We start from the raw sequence: 18,619 nt of genomic DNA, 5'->3' as shown, positions 1-18,619 counted from the left end.
TTGAGATTGGAACTATTAACAGTGAGGTTAATGATGACCACCACAACCAATCATCTCCCCGCCGACAACATCGAGTCTGCGATCGCTTTGGGCCCGAACGGTGACGATGTCAATGCGAAGGTCCCCCACCACATGGGCGACTCGTTGCATGTTCCGGCGGAACGCTATTACTCGCGGGAGTTCTTCGAGCTCGAGAAGAAGCACCTCTGGCCCCATGTGTGGCAGATGGCTGCTCGCGAGGAGGAGATCCCCCAGCCCGGCGACTTCGTGGAGTACGAGGTCGTCGGTCAATCCCTGCTCATCGTGCGTCAGCCCGACATGAGTGTGAAGGCACTGCACAACGCGTGCCGGCACCGGGCCACCGAGCTCGGCAAAGGCTGCGGCCGATTCGCAGGAGACCAGATCGTCTGTCCGTTCCACGGGTGGCGCTGGAAGACCGACGGTTCGATCAGCCACGTCTTCGGCCGGGAGGGCTTTGATACGGAAAGCCTGAACCCGGACAACATCAATCTGCGGGAAGCACAGTGCGATACGTGGGGCGGCCATGTCTGGGTCAATCTGGATCTGAATGCCCCTCCGCTGCTGGAAGGGCTGTTTCCGGCCGCAAACATCCTGGAGCGGATGGGCGTGCCGAACATGCGGGCGAAGTGGTGGAAGGAAGCCATCATCAACTGCAACTGGAAGCTCGCTCAGGAAGCGTTCTTCGAGGGTTGGCACGTGAAGCAGACCCACCCGCAGCTCTACACCTACGCCGGCGATATGGACAGTGAAGTCAACAAGCAGAACGTCGCATACACGGCGTTCCTCAACGGTCACGGCCGTTTCCAGAGCGGCGATGCGCGCCAGTCATACGGCGGAAAGGCCGACTTCCTCGAGTCGGCGCGCAACTTGCAAAAGGGTCAGGACGCGATGACGCTGGAACGCGACCTCACCGTCTTCGAATCGGTTGCCGGGGGCATGGACACCAGCACGCCGGAATACACGCAGAAAGCACTCACCGCGTTGTTCCAGTTCTGGGCCGGGGCCGGCATCAAGGCGCCCGAACTCACTCCCGAGGTCATGAAGATGTGGGGCGGTGACATCCACCTCTTTCCGAATTACCTGATGCTGCCCATGTACACGAACTGCCTCGCGTACCGGATCCGTCCGTACAACGATGACCCTGACTGGTGCCGGTTTGAGGTGTGGTCGCTGACGACCTACCCCGACGGCCACGAGGACGGGCGGCTGACCCTCGCCGGCAGGTACGACAAGGACGACGCCGATCACTGGGGGCTGATTCCCCGGCAGGACTTCGCCAATTTGGAACGCATGCAGCGTGGAATCAAGAACCAGACCATGACCCAGACGACCTTGTCCGAGCTTTGGGAGAACACGATCGCGAACATGCATCAAGAGCTTGACCGCCGGCTGGCAGCGGAGCTCTGAGGAGCCATGTTCACGGAGAACACCGCACAGGATCTCAGTCTCGCCCAGGACGCACCGTTTACGCGCGCCCTGGGCGCCAAGCTCATCGACATCGACCGGAACCGGATCAACGGGTCGGACGAACTGGTGCTCCGAAAGGCTGTCTTCGGACTGCTGGAAATCGTAGGAGATCTCGAGGCGCGGATCAGCGCCCTGGAGGGGCCCGAAGCCCGGGCACTGTGGCGGGCGAAGCTCGAAGCCGAGTTGGCTGGTCCAACTCCTGATGAAGTCCGGCGAGGCGAATGATGCGTCCAAAAACAGGGGGTGGCGTATGCCCCACGTAAAAATCCTGCCGGCCGGCGTCACCCTCGAGGTCAACCCCGGGGAGGCCGTGGCCGAGGCGGCATGGCGCCAGGGATTCGTCTGGCCAACGCAATGCTGGGGCCAGGCCGACTGCATGACCTGCTTCACCAAAATCGTCGACGGGGAGCGCGATGCCGTCCCTGCCGACGAGGTGGAACGCGATGCCATTCGACTCAAGATGACCGGTCGAATGCGGAATGACAGTCTCATCCGGCTGGCCTGCCAACTGCGCTGCACGGGCTCGTCGCTCGTGGTGGAGAAGAGGGGCTTTCGGCCGGCCGAGTCCGAAGACAACAACATGGAACCAGTGGAGAGGAGCGCGACATGAGCGCATCCGAGGACAGCACGTCCGGGAAGACCCCGGAGTTGGGCACAGATGTGCTCCGCGAGCTTTGGCGGTCGATGACGCGTGAGGAAGCTCTGGACACGCGCATCCTCAAGGGCATCAAGCGCGGTGAACTTGCAACTGTCATCTGGCCCTCCCGCGGCCAGGAGGCGGTATCGGCGGCGATCGGCCAGGTGCTGCGCCCGGACGACCGGCTGATCACCACTTACCGCGGGCTGCACGATCATGTGGCGAAGGGGGTGCCCCTCACCGAGATTATCGGCGAGGTCATGGGCACTGCCGTCGGTGCCTCACGGGGTAAGGGCGGGACGATGCATATCGCCGATCCGGACCACGGGGTGCTGCTGACGACCGGGATTGTCGGCTCGGGTGTGCCCATTGCAGTGGGCGTCGCACTCGCAGCCGTGAAGTCCGGATCGGACCGGGTCACGGCCGTAACGTTCGGTGATGGTGCGACGAACACCGGTTCATTCCATGAAGGCGTCAACCTGGCTGCCGCCTGGCAGCTCCCCGTCGTCTTCATCTGCCAGAACAACCTCTATGCCGAGATGACGCCGGTCGAGGACACCATGGCGATCGAGCACGTTGCCGACCGGGCCAAGGGCGTGGGCATGCCTGGAGTCACGGTCGACGGCAACGACCCGGTCGCCATGGTTCTCGCATTGACGGAGGCGGTCGACAGGGCGCGTTCCGGCGGCGGGCCGACATTGGTTGAGGCGGTCACGTTCCGGTTCGAAGGTCACTATGCCGGCGACTCGGCCCCGTACATCCCCGCTCAACAGCTGGCGCATCAGCGTGAACTTGATCCCATGATCACGTTCCCCCGCTATCTCCTGGCACATGGATTTACCCAGGTGGAGCTCGATGAGATCAGCGCCGAATCCGTCGAGGCGGTCGAGGAAGCCCTCAAGACGGTCCTAGCAGCACCCCTACCGGACATGGAAGAGATCCGGTCCGATGTCTACGCCGATGGATTGGTGGTCACCCATGACTGAAACCCGTGTTATTTCGATTCGAGAAGCGCTCAACGAGGCGCTCGACGAGGCGCTGCGGACGGATCCGACTGTCTTCCTCCTGGGCGAGGACCTGGCCGATCCGGCCGCCGGCGTCAACGCGGTGACCCGAGGGCTTGCGACAAAGTACGGCGCAGACCGGGTCATGAACACTCCGATCTCTGAGGCAGCGATCATTGGTGCCGCCGTCGGTGCCGCGATCGAGGGATACAAGCCCGTTGCCGAAATCATGATCATGGATTTCATCGGGATCGCCATGGATCAGATCGTCAACCACGCCGCGAAGGTGCGCTACATGTCAGGCGGCAGGACGACGAGCCCGATCACGGTCCGCACAGCGGTATTCGCAGGCACTGGCTCCGGCGGCACGCACTCCCAGTCGCTCGAAGCCTGGTTCATGCACGTGCCCGGCATGAAGGTGGTCTACCCGAGCAATCCGGCCGATGCCAAAGGTCTGCTGCTCTCGGCGATCTTCGATCCCGACCCGGTCCTGGTCATCGAAGCGTCGCGCCTCTACGGGGTCAAGGGCGAGGTGCCGGTCGGGGACGGCCACCGGGTCCCCATCGGCAAGGCCGTCGTCGCCAAGCCAGGAAAGGACCTCACGATCGTCACCTACGGTCAGGCCACCGCTCTGGCGCTGCAAGCGGCAGAGCGGCTCGGCGAAGAGGGTGTGGATGCCGAAGTGATCGACCTGCGCACCCTGCTGCCGCTCGACATGGACACGGTCCTGGAATCCGTGGGCCGTACGCGCCGCGCGGTCATCGCACACACCGCCACCACCGTTGCAGGTCCGGGCGCGGAGATCGCGGCCCAGATTTCAGCCAAGCTGTTCGGCATCCTCGACGGGCCTGTCCAACGGGTTGGCGCACGCTTCACTCCGATCCCGGCCCGGGCTTCGGAGTCCGCCGTAACGCTCAGTGTCGATGGCATTGTCGACGCCGCACGAACAACCATGGGAGCCATGCGTGTCTGACTATGTAGCTGTGAAAATTCCGAAAATTTCGATGTCGGCAGAGGAGGTTCTTTTCGTGGAATGGCTGGTTGAGGATGGTGTGCCCATCGGCGAGGGCGACGTTATCTACAGCGTCGAGACGGACAAAGTGGGAACGGAGGTCGAAGCGGCCACAAGCGGCGTGCTCCGGCACGGCACTGCCGTCGGGGACGAGACGTACGCCGTCGGCACTGAAATCGGCCGGATCGAGCGTGCAGCATGAACGCCGTCGTGTGGGACGAGGAATTCGACGTCGTCGCGATCGGCAGCGGTGGAGGCGGCCTGCTCGCCGGCATCGCTGCACGTGAGGCAGGAGGCCGTGCGCTCGTCGTGGAGAAGCGCGACCTCTTCGGCGGGTCCACTGCGATGTCCGGCGGAGTTATGTGGCTTCCGAACAACCCGCTGATGCAGAAGGACGGGATCGAAGACTCCGACGAGCTGGGAATGCAGTATTTCGCTTCCACAGTCGGCGACGTCGGGGCGGCATCGACCGTTGCGCGCCGTCGGGCGTTCATCCACGAGGGCCAGGCCATGATTCGCCTGCTGGAGCGAAAAGGCGCACGCTTCACACGGTGCGTGAACTACAGCGACTATTACTCGAACCACGAGGGCGGCCACGCAACCGGGCGTTCGATCGAGCCTCTGCCCTTCGCCGGGCGGCGGCTCGGCAAGTGGCTGTCCAAGATCCAGCCGGGCATGGCCTCCGGCCTTGGCATGGCTGTCATGACCAACGAACTGCGCGACGTGCAGTACTTCAACCGGTCGCCGCGGTCGCTGGTCACGGCGGCGCGGGTGCAGTTGCGGACATGGACCGCCGGCGTCACCAAGCGTCCCGTCCTGACGAACGGGACGGCGCTCGTGGCTGAACTGGTCAAAATGTGCGTGGACAGTGGCGTGGATCTCTGGCTGGACACGTCGTTCCGCGGATACGTCGTCGAAGAGGGCGTCGTGACGGGTGTGCGTCTTGAACGGGACGGCAAGCCGGTCGCGGTCCGTGCCCGGCACGGTGTCGTCATGGCCGCAGGAGGCTTCGCCCGCAATGCCGACCTGCGGCAGGAGTATGGCGGCGACCAATGCCCCGATCCGTCGTGGACAATGGCCAATCCGGGAGATACCGGTGACACCATAGCCGCGACCCTCGAGCTGGGGGCGTTGACCGATCTGATGGACGAAGCCTGGTGGCTTCCGAGCCCTCGCCGGGAGCTGGCCGCCGGCACGCTGTCGGCGGCGAGAAACCGCCCCCGCACCATCATGGTGGGCGCGGACGGGCGGCGGTTCGTCAACGAATCCAACTCGTACGTTGAGATTGGCAAGGCGATGTTTGCCCGGCAGAAGGTCACCGGCGCCGTTCCCTCCTGGCTCATCTTCGATGACCGCTATCGCCGGACGTATGCGCACAAGGCCAGCCTTCGGTTTGGGCAGCTGCCGAAGGAGTGGCTGGATTCCGGGCTCCTGAAGCGTGCGGACACGCTGGCTGAGCTGGCCGTGCAGTGCGGGATCGATCCGGAGGGTCTCGCCGACCAGGTGGCGAAATTCAATCGGCACGCTGTGCAGGGGCGCGATCCGGAGTTCGGTCGGGGAAGTTCCGCCTACAACCACTGTCTGGGTGATCCCAACCCCTTCGTGGTGAATCCTGCGGTCGGGCCGCTGGATACCGGGCCTTACTACGCGTTCGAAATCGTGCCGGCCGACGTCGGTACATCCGGCGGGTTCCTTACCGACGAGTCCGGGCGCGTTCTGTCCGCAGAAGGCCCGATTCCCGGGCTGTATGCAACCGGCAACTCCACGGCGACCGTGATGGGACGCCACTATCCAGGGGCCGGAGCGAGCATCGCATACTCGATGGTCTTCGGCTACATCGCCGCACGTCACGCGATGGACACTGCCATTGAAAGGAATCATCAGGCTAAGAAGGAAGCGGCGCCTGAACTGCTGCTGCCCGAGCCGTCCTAACGGATTCGGCACAGCGTTCAGGCGGATCCCGGTTGCCCGCCTCGGGTTCTCCGGGATTCTGGCGCCGTTTCGGGAAATCCCTGCCGGCAAGGGCAGGGATTTCCCGAAACAGTCGAATCTGCCCTCAGCCGGCGGAGACGGCCTGCGCGGCAGCGCGGAGCTTACGGATCGCCTCGTTGGGATCCCCGCTGCCGTACACGGCCGATCCGGCCACAAACACGTTGGCTCCGGCCTCGGCCGCGCGTTCAATCGTGTCGGCGGAAATGCCGCCGTCCACCTGCAGTGCCAGCGGCAGGCCGGAGCCGCGGATGGCCTCGGCGGCCCGGCGGATCTTCGGCAGCGTGATGTCCAGGAATTTCTGCCCGCCGAAGCCCGGCTCCACGGTCATGATCAGCAGCATGTCCAGCTCGGAGAGCATGTCCAGGTACGGCTCAACCGGGGTGGCCGGACGCAGCGCCATGCCGGCCTTGGCTCCGCGGTCGCGGATGTCCCGGGCCAGTTTGATCGGCGCGGCGGCCGCTTCCACATGGAAGGTCACCGATGCCAGTCCCAGCTCCGCGTAGGCCGGAGCCCAGCGGTCGGCGTCGGAAATCATCAGGTGCGCGTCCAGCGGCAGCGTGCTGACCTCCTGGATCCGCTGCACCACGGGCAAACCCAGGGTCAGGTTCGGCACGAAGTGGTTGTCCATTACGTCCACGTGGACGGCATCGGCGGTGCTGATCCGTTCCAGCTCGGCCTGCAGGTTGACGAAGTCGGCCGAGAGGATGCTCGGGTTGATGCAGCACTTGCTCATGGTTCTCCTTGTGGACTTGCTGAAATCAGGGCTTGCGGCGGATCAGGGCTTGCGGCGGATCAGGGCAAGGAACATGGCATCGGTGGCATGGATGTGCGGCCACAGCTGCGCGGTCGACTCATGTCCGGCGCCCAGGTTTCCGGTCAGGCTGACGGCGTCCAGTGCGGCGCCGGCATCGAGCAGCTCCAGGTCGTTGCGCAGGCGCAGCACGTCGGTGACGACGGCGGTGGTCTCGGCCGGATGCGGCGAGCACGTCACGTAGGCCACCACGCCGCCGGCCTTCACGGCGTCGACGGCGGCGGTGAGCAGGTCCCGCTGCAGTGCACCCAGCTCCCCCACGTCGGAGGGCTTGCGGCGCCAACGTGATTCCGGCCGGCGGCGCAGGGCGCCGAGGCCGGTGCACGGGGCGTCCACCAGGATGCGGTCGAAGGTGTCCGGATACTGCTCGGCGATGCTGCGTCCGTCGCCGGTGCGCACATCCCAGACCTCGCCCGGAACGGCCTCCAACGCCTGGCGGACCAGTTTGGCGCGGTGTGCCGCCGGTTCGTTGGCCAGCAGGACGGCGCCCTGTTCGTTGGCCAGGGCGGCAAGCAGCGCCGCCTTGCCGCCGGGTCCGGCGCACAGATCCAGCCACTGTTCGCCGTCGCGGCTTCCGTCCGCGGTGCGGTCACCCAGGTCCAGGCCGGCGAGGGCGCGGGCGACCAGCTGCGAGCCGGCGTCCTGCACGCGGGTGGTGCCGGCCCGCACCGAGTCCAGGCGGCCGACGTCGCCGGCCGAGTACAGTGCCGAGTCCACCACGAGTTCGCCGTCAACGGCTCCGGCGGCGCGGGCCTCGTCCAGGTTTCCCAGGCCGGGCAGGGCCACCAGGTTCACGACCGGGGCGTCGTTGTCGGCCTTGAGCAGTTCGGTGATTTCGTCGACGCTGCGGCCGTGGGCCACGAGGGACTGGCGCAGGGCGCGGACGATCCATTCCGGATGGCTGTGTTCGATGGCTGCGCGGCGGGTGGCGTCGGTTTCGTCCCGGGTCAGCTCCGCGACCCAGGTGTCCAGGTCACGGGCGGCCACCTTGCGCAGCACGGCATTGATCAGCGCTGAGGGCCCGGCGCCGATGACGGCGCGGGCCAGGCCGACGGTCTGGTCCAGGGCCGCATGGGGCGGAACCCGCATGGCCAGCAGCTGATGAGCGCCGATGCGCAGGGCGTCCAGAACGGCGGGGTCGAGCTTGTCCAGCGGGCGGTCCACGCACTTGGCCAGGACGGCGTCGTACGTGCCCTGCCCGCGGAGGGCACCGTAGGCAAGTTCGGTGGCGAAGCCGGCATCGCGCTTGTCGAGCTGGTGCTTGCGGATGCTCTTGGGCAGCACCAGGTTGGCGTAGGCGTCGTCCTCGGAGACGGCGCGCAGTACCTCGAAGGCCACCAGCCGGGCCGGGTCAGCGGCGCGGGTTCGCTGTCCCGGCGCCTGGGCGGTGCGGCTGCGGACGGCGGGACGGCTGCGTTCGCGGCCCTTCTCGTTCCGTTCCTTGTTGCTTCCCGAAGAGCCCTGGGACGCTTTGGCCGAGGAGTTTTGGTTCTGGGGAGTGCTGTTCTGCGGGGTCATTCGAAGACCACGTCCTCACGGTTGGCCAGGCCGCGGGCCCAGTCGGCCCCCGGCATCATTTTCTTGCCGGCGGGCTGTACCTGCACCAGTTCCAGGCCGACGGATCCGGTGCCCACCACGGCGGATGCCTGTGTGCCTCCGGTGAAGCGGACCTGGCCGGGAGCCAGATCGGTGATGTCCGGGCGCAGCGCTGCCGAGCCGATCTTGAACCGGGCGCCGTCCCAGGTGGTCCAGGCCCCCGGTTCGGGTGTCACGCCGTTGATCCGCCGGCGGATGGCCAGCGCCGGCTGGTGCCAATCCACCCGCGCGTCGTCAATGGTCAGCTTGGGTGCCAGCGTCACGTCGCCGGACTGCGGCACCGCGTGTGCTGCGCCGGCGTCGATCGCCGACAGGGTTTGGGCGAGCAGCACGGCACCGCTGTGCGAAAGCCGTTCCAGGAGCGCGCCGCTGGTGTCCTCCGGGGAAACGGTTTCCGTCAGCTGCCCGTACACCGGTCCGGTGTCCAGGCCCTTTTCGAGCAGGAAGGTGGAGGCTCCGGTGACGTCGTCGCCGTTGATCACCGCATGCTGCACCGGTGCCGCGCCGCGCCAGGCCGGCAGCAGGGAAAAGTGCAGGTTGATCCAGCCGTGCGCGGGGATGCTCAGGGCCCGTTCCGGAATCAGTCCGCCGTAGGCCACGATCGCCGCGACGTCGGGGTTGGCGGCACGGATGGCGGCGACGGCGTCGTCGTCGATCTTGGCGGCGCGGATCACGGGCAGGCCGAGTTCCTCAGCGCGGGCGGCAACGGGCGACGGCGTGAGCGTGCGTTTGCGGCCCAGCGGCGCGTCGGGGCGGGTGAGTACCGCGACGACGTCGAAGCCGGCTTCCAGCAGGGCGTTCAGTGAGGGGACGGCGACGGACGGGGTGCCGGCGAAAAGTACGCGCATGGCCACGGGCCGCTAGGCCTGTCCGCGGATGCCGGAACCGAAGGATCCGCCGCCGAAGGACGCTCCGGCTCCGAAGGCCGAGCCCACCGTCTGGGCGCGCTCCGCCGTCGTGCGTCCGGCAATGGCGTCGTAGTCCGCCTGGCGGATGGCGCGCAGGGCCTTCTTGCGGTTTTCACCTTCCAGCCGGTCGATGTACAGCACACCGTCCAGATGGTCGGTTTCGTGCTGGAAGGCGCGGGCCAGCATCCCTTCACCCTCGACGCTGACGGGGTTGCCGTTCTTATCCACGCCGGTGACTCGGGTCCAGCGGTACCGCGGCACCGGGTAGCCCAGGCCGGGGATCGAGAGGCAGCCCTCCATCTGGTCTTCCTGCCGGTCTTCGCTCAGTTCCAGCACGGGGTTGACGACGTGTCCGGCCTGGCCGTCGATCCGGTAGGTAAAGACCCGGAGACTGACGCCGACCTGCGGCGCGGCGAGGCCGGCACCGTCAACGTCCTCCATGGTTTCTTCCATGTCGGCAACGAGCTTGGCCAGTTCAGGCCCGAAGTCCGTAACTTCCTCGGCGGGGGTCCGCAGGACTGGGTCGCCGATAATCCGGATGTTCAGGATTGCCATCTGGGGTTCGTTCCTTACTGTTGCTGCTGACTGGTGCACGGTGATGCAGGGTGGTGCAGGGTGGTGCGAAATCTTAGGACACAGATCTGTCCAAGTACCAGTCTAGTTGGGCCGGACATGATGCATCGCCTCGGGCACTTCGCCTGCCCGGGGGTGGAGCTTGCGGGACGGCTTACGTGGCGGAGGGCTGCGCAGCGGAAACCGCGTGGGCTCCGACCGGAGGCGGCGAAATGGGCAGCAGGGCCGGCCCGGCACCCGCGACGTCGTACGAGGTTTGCCAGAGCCGGCGGAGAGCGCAGAACTTGAACCAGTGCTGCGGCAGAACCGCCGGGTTGGCGCGCATCGGCCGGACCTCGGTCTGTCCGACCGCAACGCCGAGCAGCAACGGATCCTCTCCATAGGCCCAGGGCTCCCAGATGCCCTTACCAGCGTCGACGAGCGATTCTTTAGCCTTCATTCCGGCGACCAGCTGCATAACCACCTTGTCATCCAGCGGCTTGACCTGCCCGTCGCGGTCAGTGTTTTTGGTCTTGTAGTCGATCAGGCAGAGCCGGCCGTTGATACGGGCCACCAGGTCCAGGGTTCCGGCGTAACCCACTTCGTCATTCCACACGGTGATCTCCGGCGCCAGGGGCTCCACCTGGTAGAGGTCCCACCATTCGTCGAAGCGGTCTGCGAACTGGTGCTCGCCGTGTTCCAGGAGCGCGGTGCGTGCTGCTTCCAGTTCATGCGGAAGATCCAGGGCACGCAGCGATACCTGCTCGCAGTAAAAATGCACCCGGGTGCCTCGTTCGGCTGCGGAATTCCGATACCGTTCCGAGGCGCGCGACGCTTCCTTGACCACGCTGCGCAGGGCTCCCGGGTTGCCCAGGCTGGCAGCAAGCTTCGGATCCTTGACGACGGCAGTGGCTGCCATGTGCCCGTGCCATCCGTCCAACGAGGTCATGGACCCCTGGGAAATGACCGTGGTGATGGACGGCACCGTGGGAGGTTCCGAGAGGGAGCGGGAGTACATCCGCCCGAATTCTGTTGCATGTGCCAGAGCTGGATCAGTCATGTCTTCAGTTTGTCACCCGGCACCGACGTTTATGCAAAACGGGTACCCGCCCAGCTTTCCGCACCGCGGCTGGTCACGAAGGGCTGTCCGACGAGGGTCGTCAGGAGAGGCTCGCGGTGTCCCGGGTCGCAGCCGGCGCGCTGGCCTCGCGGTGCAGCATGGTCTCGACCATGTGGGCGCTCTTCCATCCTGCGTCGGTCTGCACGAACCGGTGGTCGTAGTAACCGTAGTGATGCGAGGTGGTTTTTTCTCCCGGCAGCACGCACGGGTTGTAGAAGAAGGCGCGCACCTGGCATTCGCTGCCCTCAAAGCGGTAGCTGAAATTGGTGATGTAATGCTGCGTCCAGGACATCGCACCAAAGATCGGCTCAAAGAAGGCCACGATCTCTTCGGGAGTGCCGCGCAGCGGCAGGGAGTTGGAGTAATCCACGTCCGCGTTCTCCGTGAAAACGGACTTGTAAAGCTCCCAGTCCTGTTCATCCACGCCGGTGGCGTAGTTCGCCAGTTGTTGTTGGATTTCGAGCCGGGCAACCGCTTCGGTCAGTTCCATCGTTTCGCTCCTTGTGCTGTCACGTGGCTCGGGAATGCCCGCTCGTCGCCAAAACTAGCTGAGAGTCGACCCGGACACAAGGGGGCTGGACCAAATTTTTGTTCCGTGATTCCATGAGGGAAACGTTGTTCCCCTCATCAGAGAGCCGCCAGGTACCAGTCATGGACTCCGACCTCACTCCCGACCAGAAAACCTTCCGCGACACCACGCGGAACTTCCTCAACAAGACGAGCAGCAGCCCACAGATCCGCGCTCTGGCCGACTCCGGTGCGGGCACCGACCGGACGTGGTGGTCGCAGGGTGCCGAGCTTGGGTGGACGGCCATGCTCGTTCCGGAAGACCTTGGCGGAGGAACGGTTTCCGGAGAACCGCTGCGGGACCTGTGCCTGGTGGCCCGGGAGTTTGGCCGCACCTGCGCTCCCGGACCGTTACTGACCACAAGCGCCGTCCTGACCGGGCTGGCCGCTGCCGGTGAAGCCCACGCTGAGGCGATCGAGGCGATTATGACCGGCGACAGCATTGCGAGCTGGGCGTTTTACGAACCTTCGCGCGGCTGGGACTCGTCGACCCCCGGAACGGCGGCCGATCCCCTGCCCGGTGGCGGCTTCACACTGTCGGGAACCAAGGACCGGGTCGAAGCCGGCGAATCCGCCGACCTTTTCCTGGTGACCGCCCACAGCCCCGGGGGCCCGGTCCAGGTCCTTGTCCCCCGCGACACCCCGGGGCTCTCGGTCACGCCGTCATGGTCGCTGGATGCCACCCGCCGCTTCGCCACCCTCTCCTTTGCAGGTGCAGTGGTGCCGCCGGGGGCGGTGGTGCAGCGCGGAGAGGCTGCCCGGGAAGCCGTCGAAACGCAGCTGCACAACACCGCCCTGCTCGCCGCTGCCGAGATGACCGGCGCCCTCCAGGGCATGTTCGATGTGACTATCCAATGGATGTTCGACCGCTACACGTTCGGACGGCCCCTGGCCTCCTATCAGGCGCTCAAACACCGGATGGCTGACAACAAGACGGCCATGGAGGCGTGCCTGGCCACCACAGCCGGTGCCGCCGGCGCGCTGGACTCGGGTGCTCCGGATGCGCACGAAATGGTGAGCATCGCCAAGACCTACGTAGGCGACAAGGTGCCGGCCATCCTGCAGGACTTCGTCCAGTTGCACGGCGGGCTCGGTGTCACCTGGGAGCATGACCTTCACCTGTACCTGCGCCGCACTGCCTGCGACCGTGCGTTGTACGGCACCCCCGATGAACACCGCCGGCGGATCGCCGCCACTCTCGAAGGGAACGCAGCATGAGCACCGCCACCAGCACCGGAACCGCCGACGCGACCGGCACCGAGCCCGTGGAAGAGTTCCGGCTGCGCGCCCGCGCCTGGCTGGCGGAGAACCTGCCGCCGGCTGCGGACACTCCCGCCGGCAACATCGACGACGACGTCTGGCTGCGGGCGCGGGTTCTGCAGGGCCGAATCCATGCCGGCGGATTCGCCGGCATCTGCTTTCCCAAGGAGTACGGCGGCCTGGGACTCGGCCCCGACCATCAGCATGCTTTCAACGAGGAGGCGGCAGGCTACGAACTGCCGATCGTCCTGAACGTGCCGTCCGTGGCGATCTGCGCGGCAACGATCCTGGACCTGGGCACTGAGGAGCAAAAAAAGCAGTACCTGCCGGGCATCATCAGCGGACGGGATGTCTGGTGCCAGCTGCTTTCGGAGCCGGGCGGCGGCTCCGATCTGGCCGGTGTCATCACCAAGTCGGAGCGGAACGGCGAGGATTGGACGATAAACGGTTCCAAGGTCTGGAGCTCGGCTGCCTACGCCGCGGACTACGGGCTCTGCCTGACCCGCTCCAACTGGGACGTTCCCAAACACAGCGGACTGACAATGTTCATCCTGCCGCTGAAAGCACCGGGCGTCACGGTCCACCGCATCAAGCTGGTCAACGGCGCCAACGAGTTCTGCCAGGTCTTTTTTGACGACGTGCGCCTGCCGGCCGGAAACGTCGTCGGCGCGGTCGACGACGGGTGGGCAACCGCCTCGCAGCAGCTCTTCCACGAGCGCAACGCGATGGGCGGCGGATCGCCGTATGTCAGCGGTCCCCGGTTCAGCAAGGCGGCGCACGGCCCCAACCTGCTCGAACTGGCCCGCGAAACGGGCCAGCTTGGCGACACCTCCGTCCGCGACCAGCTCGCCGATGTTCGCATCATGCAGGTGGTGTCCAAACAGCTGGTGCGCCGCATCGGCAGCGCCATCGCCACGGGCGAACTCACTCCCCAGGCAAGCTCGATCCTCCGGCTGTTCGAGGCCGAGCGCACCTGGACCGAGTACGACGCCGCCTTCCGGATCGCCGGCGCAAACGCCGTCGCGGGGCCAAGCCTTCAGGACCCGGGCCACGGACATGCAGGCCTGCGCTACCTCTCCCGCCAGGCCGGAAGCCTCGGCGGCGGCAGCACTGAAATCGCCCGCAACATCATCAGCGAACGCGTCCTTGGCATGCCCCGGGAGGCAGCTGCCGACCGCGGCGTCGCCTTCAAGGACGTCAAGCGGGGCGGCGCCTGACACATGTTTCCGAGGCCAAACGGCCCCGGGAACCGTCTCAGCCCCCGAAAACTCGGGGTGCCTGCGCTAATATTTGCTCCGGGGGCATTCCTCCCGCCGGACACCGATTAAGGTCTGCGATCCGCCACCGCGGATCGCGAACCGCCTATAGAGGGACGCCCATGCCAAGCGAAGCTGCAACCATCGATGTGCCGCAGTCGGGGGGCGCCCGCACCGACGAGATCCGCGCGGCTGCTGGGGCACTCTTTGCTTCCAAGGGCTACGCGGCAACCACCATGAACGACATTGCCCAGGCTGTCGGTATTCTTCCCGGCAGCCTGTACCACCACTTCGCGGCCAAAGAGACAATCGCGATTGAACTCTCGGATGCCTTCCACGCTGCGCTCTACAAAGTTGCGGTCGATTTCCGCACACCCGAGCACACGGCGCTGCCCCCGGAAGAACGCCTCCGCTGGCTCGTCGCCGACGTCTCCGTCGTCGGTAAGCAGCATGCGCCTGCGCTGGGCCTGCGCATCTTCGAAGCGCCGACGGTCGCCAGCAAGCGTTTCTCCGCAGCGGTCAACCACCGCCCGGCCGCCCTGCAGCGGGTATGGCGCTCTGTGATTGCAGACCTGGCACCGCTGGCACCGCCGGGCGTGATGGACCAGGACATGCTGACCTACGCCCTGCAGGGCCTCGCGGTCAGCCCGGGCGTAAGCGCCGGCGATCCCCGGGGCGTGGACGAATCCTCCCGCCTGCTGTGCGATCTGCTGCTCCACGGCGTCGTGCTGGACGGCCCCGACAATGCCTCGCTCGATGCTTCCGCCCCGATGGCAGCCGTCAAGGATGTGATCGCCCACCAGGTCCAGCCCGACGCCGGAGACGAGACCCGCGCGCAGATTGTCACCGCCGCGCGGCGCGAGTTTGCCCGCCGGGGTTTCGATGCCACGACCATCCGCGACATTGCCGAGGCTGCCGAAGTCCGGATGGGCACGCTCTACCGGCGGATCGAGTCCAAGCAGGCGCTTTTTGCTGAGATTGTCGACAACTACGACGAGCAGCTCGACGCACTGCTCCGGGTTGCCCTGACCACGGAAGCCGAATCGGAGGCCGAATCCCTGGACGCACTGGCATTCGGCGTAGCTTACGCGGCGCGCCGGTTCACGGACGAGGCCCACATGATGTCGCTGATTTGGAACCGCCAGCAAGAATCCCAGGCCCCGGTGAACCGCTATGTCAGGCACACGAAAGAACGGCAGGAGCTGCTCGCCGGTCTGCTCGGGCAGGGCCAGGATGAAGGGCGGATCCAGAGGTATGCGGCGCCGGACATCCTGGCCAGCTATGTGCGCAGCGTGCTGTGGAGCGCTTCGGGCCGCCATGAGCGAACCAGCCAGCGGCGGATTCAGGCATTCCTGCGCGAACACCTGCTCAGAGGCGCCCTTACCCCGCGGTAAGGACACCCCCGGTGCCGGGCCGTATCGGGACCGGTTCCGGCGGTGTTCTGGCGCGATGTTCAGGCCTCTCAGGTGGGCCTTTATGCCCCTTGCTGAGGCTTTCAGGCGCCGTAAGCCGCCAAGTCGGCAGTGAAGTCAGCGGCCTCCAGGCGCCTGCGGATCGCGGCGAGGAAGCGCCCGGCGTCAGCGCCGTCAATCAGCCGGTGGTCGTAGGTCAGCGGCAGTGAGCAGACGGAACGGATGAGGATGGACTCGGTGCCGTCGTCGGCTGCGACGACCCGCGGCCGGCGGACCACCGCACCGGTGCCCAGGATGGCCACCTCCGGATAGTTGATGATCGGCGTGTCAGTCAGCGTCCCCGCACCGGCGATGTTCGACAGCGTGATGGTGCTTCCGGTGAGTTCGTCCGGGCCGGCCAGGCCTTCCCGGACCCTGCCCGCGAGCGCCGCTACTCCGCGGGCGATCTCGGGGATCGACATTGCCTGTGCATCCCGGAGCACCGGGACCACCAGCCCGCGGGGCGTGTCGACGGCAATCCCGACGTGGACACCGGCGTGATAAGTGACCTGGGTTCCGGTCTCATCGATGGAGGCGTTGAACCGGGGGAATTCCTGGCCGGCCTCGACCAGGGCGCGGATGAAGAAGGGAAGGTAGGACAGCGGCGCCCCTTCGACCTCCAGGAAGCTCCCCTTGACCCGGTTCCGCAGTTCCGCAACGGCGGTGACGTCAGCCTCCTGGACGGCCGTCAGCTGAGCTGCAATACGCAACGACTCGGTCATCCGCGAGGCAATGATCCTGCGCATCCTTGGAAGCCGGGCGGTAGTCCCGGCTTCCAACCCTTCCGACACCCGGGGCCTGGAGCCGGCAGCGTCGGTCTCTGCCGTCATCGGTTACTCGATCTCCGCTACGACCGTGCCCACCGGATAGGTTGCCCCTTCAGGCACCTTGATCCGCAGGATCCCGTCGATCGGGGATTCGACGTCGGTCGAGGATTTGTCGCTTTCCAGCAGGTAGATCGGATCCCCGGCCTTCACCTCGGCACCTTCCGCCACAAACCACTCGGCGATCTCGCCCTCCTGCATGGTGACCCCCAGTTGCGGAATCTTAACCTCGGTTGCCATCTTTCTCCTCCGTGCGTCATGTGTGCGGGGTTGCTTCGTTGGACGGGTGGCGGCTCCCGGAGCCGCCACCCGGGGGGGAGCCGTCAGTCAATAAGCGGGGCGACCGGCAACGGGTAGCGGCTGGTGACCGCCAGGAGCAGCGACTTGTTCCCTGTGGCCGGGTAAGCCATCAGCTGTTCCTCGGAGCGCCGAACGCCCAGCAGCCGAAAGAGCTCCCAGTCACTCGGCAGCTCCACCTCACAGCCGATCTCCGGTCCGCCGAAGAGCGCCTGCGAGGTCGGGGTCTTCAACAGCAGCCCTGGCTCCCCCACGAGTCCGAGGTAGCGCACCCAGCCGACCATGGCCGAGAGAGCCTCCTCAAGTCCGGCACTGTGGTCCTGGTACTCGGGGCCCAGCGCCGCCCGCACATCGTGTTCGTGCGTAACGACGTCGACGACGAGCGGACCAGAGGGATGCCCGGCGAACATGGAGGCGAGCGGGCCGAGCAGTGCTTCCCACTCCTTGGTGATCGAATCCACCGTGGAGTCGGCACGGTCTGCGACCTCCCGGTCGATGGTGGCCTGCACGTCATCGCCCCAGCCCAGCTGATTCACGGAGATGGAGGCGACGCTGGTCAGATGGGCAACAACATTGCGCACGCTCCAGGCCGGGGAGGCGGGGACGATGGTATCGGCCTTAGCGTCTCCGGCGTCGCGGGCCAACGCGATCAGCCGGGCAGCCCCGTCCAGGTACGCCTGCAGCATTTCCTCGTTGCTCGGCGCTTTGTCGAGCACGGGGTCTGGAAGTTGAACAGTCATTTTCTGCCTTTCGGTCTAGAGCGAAGGTGCGGTCATGCTGCGGTGGTGCTGAGCGTTGCCCGGAACGGATCAGAACAGGGACCGAACCGCCTGCTCGATCCGACCGGCGTGCGGCAGGTACTCCGCCTCGAGGTTCCGGGCGTACGGGACCGGGGTTTCCGCACCGCCGACGCGGCGCACGGGACCGGCCAGCTCGCCGAAAAGCTCTTCGGAGATGGTGGCTGCAAGTTCGGCACCGTAACCGCCGCGGCGCACTGCTTCGTGCACGATGACGGCCCGCTTGGTTCCGGCCACTGCGTTGAGCAGCCCTTCCCGGTCAAGCGGGACCAGGGTGCGCAGGTCGATGACCTCGGCATTGATGCCGTCGCCTGCCAGCTTTTCCGCGACACCGATGCAGTCGTGCACCTGGCGGCCCCAGCTGACCAGCGTCACGTCGGAGCCCTCACGGGCGGTCCGCAGCTTGCCCAGCGGCACCCGGTAGTCACCCGGCGGAACGTGGCCCTTCTGCGTGAAGTAGAGCATGAACATTTCCACGAAAACGACCGGGTCGTCGTCGAAGATGGAAGACAGCAGCAGCCCCTTGGCATCCGCCGGCGTCGAGGGCACAACCACCTTCAGCCCGGGGGTGTGCGTCAGCTGCGCCTCCAGCATGTCGGAGTGCTGGGCCCCGAACCCGCCGCCTGCGCCGGTCGTGGTCCGCACCACCAGCGGAACCTTGGTCTGGCCGCCGGACATGTAGCGAAGTTTCGCCGCGTGGTTGATGAGCTGGTCCGAGGCTACGGCCAGGAAGTTCATCAGCATGATCTCGGCCACCGGGCGCATCCCGGCGATTGCGGCGCCGACGGCGGCGCCCATGATGGCCTGCTCTGAAATCGGCGTGGGACGGACCCGTTCCAGTCCAAACTTGGTGGACAGACCCTTGTGGATCTTGAATCCGCCGCCGGCGGGGTCCTGGATGTCCTCACCGAGTTCGAAGACGGTCTCGTCGATCGTCATTCCCACATCGAGGGCTTCGTTGATCGCCTGGACCATGCTCAGGATTCGTTCCTGCGGCGTGTCGTCGGTGCTTTCGGGGGCCTGTGCTTGCGTAGTCATTTCCGCTCT

The 18,619-nt window shown here is 66.1% G+C and carries 20 protein-coding genes; 10 read left to right on the top strand and 10 right to left on the bottom strand.

Translation table 11 applies throughout. The annotated features are described in order from the left end of the window. Positions 1–30: 30 nt before the first annotated feature. The 7 genes from QNO00_RS12635 to QNO00_RS12605 are packed head-to-tail and all read left to right on the top strand — an operon-like array spanning position 31 to position 6,073. Positions 31–1,428, top strand: a complete 1,398-nt coding sequence (locus QNO00_RS12635) for an aromatic ring-hydroxylating oxygenase subunit alpha (protein ID WP_284024729.1) — start codon at positions 31–33, stop codon at positions 1,426–1,428. A gap of 6 nt (positions 1,429–1,434) precedes the next feature. Next, positions 1,435–1,713: a hypothetical protein gene (locus tag QNO00_RS12630; RefSeq protein WP_229966807.1), complete on the top strand. Its 279-nt coding sequence runs from the start codon at positions 1,435–1,437 to the stop codon at positions 1,711–1,713. A 25-nt stretch (positions 1,714–1,738) separates the two neighbouring features. Beyond that, complete coding sequence (locus QNO00_RS12625; RefSeq protein WP_229966808.1) at positions 1,739–2,098, top strand: 2Fe-2S iron-sulfur cluster-binding protein; 360 nt, start codon at positions 1,739–1,741, stop codon at positions 2,096–2,098. Next, positions 2,095–3,111, top strand: a complete 1,017-nt coding sequence (locus QNO00_RS12620; RefSeq protein WP_284024728.1) for a thiamine pyrophosphate-dependent dehydrogenase E1 component subunit alpha — start codon at positions 2,095–2,097, stop codon at positions 3,109–3,111. Before QNO00_RS12625 ends, QNO00_RS12620 begins: the two co-directional genes overlap by 4 nt. Further along, positions 3,104–4,102, top strand: coding sequence for an alpha-ketoacid dehydrogenase subunit beta (locus tag QNO00_RS12615; protein WP_229966810.1), 999 nt, complete (start codon positions 3,104–3,106; stop codon positions 4,100–4,102). The genes QNO00_RS12620 and QNO00_RS12615 overlap by 8 nt, the downstream gene beginning before the upstream one ends. Continuing rightward, the gene (locus QNO00_RS12610; RefSeq protein ID WP_284024727.1) at positions 4,095–4,343 is read left to right on the top strand and encodes a biotin/lipoyl-containing protein; all 249 of its coding nucleotides are present in this window, start codon (positions 4,095–4,097) and stop codon (positions 4,341–4,343) included. Before QNO00_RS12615 ends, QNO00_RS12610 begins: the two co-directional genes overlap by 8 nt. Beyond that, positions 4,340–6,073, top strand: coding sequence for an FAD-binding protein (locus tag QNO00_RS12605; protein WP_284024726.1), 1,734 nt, complete (start codon positions 4,340–4,342; stop codon positions 6,071–6,073). Before QNO00_RS12610 ends, QNO00_RS12605 begins: the two co-directional genes overlap by 4 nt. 124 nt (positions 6,074–6,197) lie before the next feature. On the opposite strand, the gene rpe is transcribed toward QNO00_RS12605, so the two are convergent. The 6 genes from rpe to QNO00_RS12575 form a co-directional block, all read right to left on the bottom strand. After that, positions 6,198–6,866, bottom strand: a complete 669-nt coding sequence (gene rpe, locus QNO00_RS12600; protein ID WP_284024725.1) for a ribulose-phosphate 3-epimerase — start codon at positions 6,864–6,866, stop codon at positions 6,198–6,200. A gap of 42 nt (positions 6,867–6,908) precedes the next feature. Then, on the bottom strand, positions 6,909–8,462 hold the full coding sequence (locus tag QNO00_RS12595) for an RsmB/NOP family class I SAM-dependent RNA methyltransferase (protein WP_284024724.1): 1,554 nt from the start codon (positions 8,460–8,462) through the stop codon (positions 6,909–6,911). Then, entirely contained in the window at positions 8,459–9,388 is a 930-nt protein-coding gene (fmt, locus tag QNO00_RS12590; protein WP_284024723.1) for a methionyl-tRNA formyltransferase, read from the bottom strand. Before fmt ends, QNO00_RS12595 begins: the two co-directional genes overlap by 4 nt. A gap of 12 nt (positions 9,389–9,400) precedes the next feature. Then, positions 9,401–10,003 (bottom strand): peptide deformylase, encoded by a 603-nt coding sequence (def, locus tag QNO00_RS12585; protein WP_229966816.1) that lies wholly within the window; start codon positions 10,001–10,003, stop codon positions 9,401–9,403. A 172-nt stretch (positions 10,004–10,175) separates the two neighbouring features. Beyond that, entirely contained in the window at positions 10,176–11,060 is an 885-nt protein-coding gene (locus tag QNO00_RS12580) for a PD-(D/E)XK nuclease family protein (protein ID WP_229966817.1), read from the bottom strand. Between the two features lie 100 nt (positions 11,061–11,160). Continuing rightward, positions 11,161–11,610 (bottom strand): nuclear transport factor 2 family protein, encoded by a 450-nt coding sequence (locus tag QNO00_RS12575; RefSeq protein WP_229966818.1) that lies wholly within the window; start codon positions 11,608–11,610, stop codon positions 11,161–11,163. A 161-nt stretch (positions 11,611–11,771) separates the two neighbouring features. Here QNO00_RS12575 and QNO00_RS12570 point away from each other — a divergent pair, with 161 nt between their 5' ends. From QNO00_RS12570 to QNO00_RS12560, 3 genes are all read left to right on the top strand, one after another. Next, on the top strand, positions 11,772–12,905 hold the full coding sequence (locus QNO00_RS12570) for an acyl-CoA dehydrogenase family protein (protein ID WP_284024722.1): 1,134 nt from the start codon (positions 11,772–11,774) through the stop codon (positions 12,903–12,905). Continuing rightward, positions 12,902–14,164 carry an acyl-CoA dehydrogenase family protein gene (locus tag QNO00_RS12565; protein WP_284024721.1) on the top strand — a complete coding sequence of 421 codons (1,263 nt, stop codon included), beginning with the start codon at positions 12,902–12,904 and terminating at the stop codon, positions 14,162–14,164. The genes QNO00_RS12570 and QNO00_RS12565 overlap by 4 nt, the downstream gene beginning before the upstream one ends. 161 nt (positions 14,165–14,325) lie before the next feature. After that, positions 14,326–15,597 carry a TetR/AcrR family transcriptional regulator gene (locus tag QNO00_RS12560; protein WP_284024720.1) on the top strand — a complete coding sequence of 424 codons (1,272 nt, stop codon included), beginning with the start codon at positions 14,326–14,328 and terminating at the stop codon, positions 15,595–15,597. Between the two features lie 101 nt (positions 15,598–15,698). Here QNO00_RS12560 and QNO00_RS12555 read toward each other — a convergent pair whose 3' ends face one another. The 4 genes from QNO00_RS12555 to QNO00_RS12540 form a co-directional block, all read right to left on the bottom strand. After that, on the bottom strand, positions 15,699–16,484 hold the full coding sequence (locus tag QNO00_RS12555; RefSeq protein WP_284024719.1) for a 2-oxo acid dehydrogenase subunit E2: 786 nt from the start codon (positions 16,482–16,484) through the stop codon (positions 15,699–15,701). A 3-nt stretch (positions 16,485–16,487) separates the two neighbouring features. Then, entirely contained in the window at positions 16,488–16,718 is a 231-nt protein-coding gene (locus tag QNO00_RS12550; RefSeq protein WP_229966823.1) for a biotin/lipoyl-containing protein, read from the bottom strand. Between the two features lie 83 nt (positions 16,719–16,801). Beyond that, positions 16,802–17,515: a maleylpyruvate isomerase N-terminal domain-containing protein gene (locus QNO00_RS12545; RefSeq protein WP_284024718.1), complete on the bottom strand. Its 714-nt coding sequence runs from the start codon at positions 17,513–17,515 to the stop codon at positions 16,802–16,804. A gap of 69 nt (positions 17,516–17,584) precedes the next feature. After that, positions 17,585–18,610, bottom strand: a complete 1,026-nt coding sequence (locus QNO00_RS12540; RefSeq protein WP_229966825.1) for an alpha-ketoacid dehydrogenase subunit beta — start codon at positions 18,608–18,610, stop codon at positions 17,585–17,587. Positions 18,611–18,619 lie beyond the last annotated feature (9 nt).

The sequence above is a fragment of the Arthrobacter sp. zg-Y1219 genome, from assembly GCF_030125545.1.
GTDB lineage: Bacteria > Actinomycetota > Actinomycetes > Actinomycetales > Micrococcaceae > Arthrobacter_B.
This window is presented reverse-complemented; position numbering and strand designations above follow the sequence as displayed.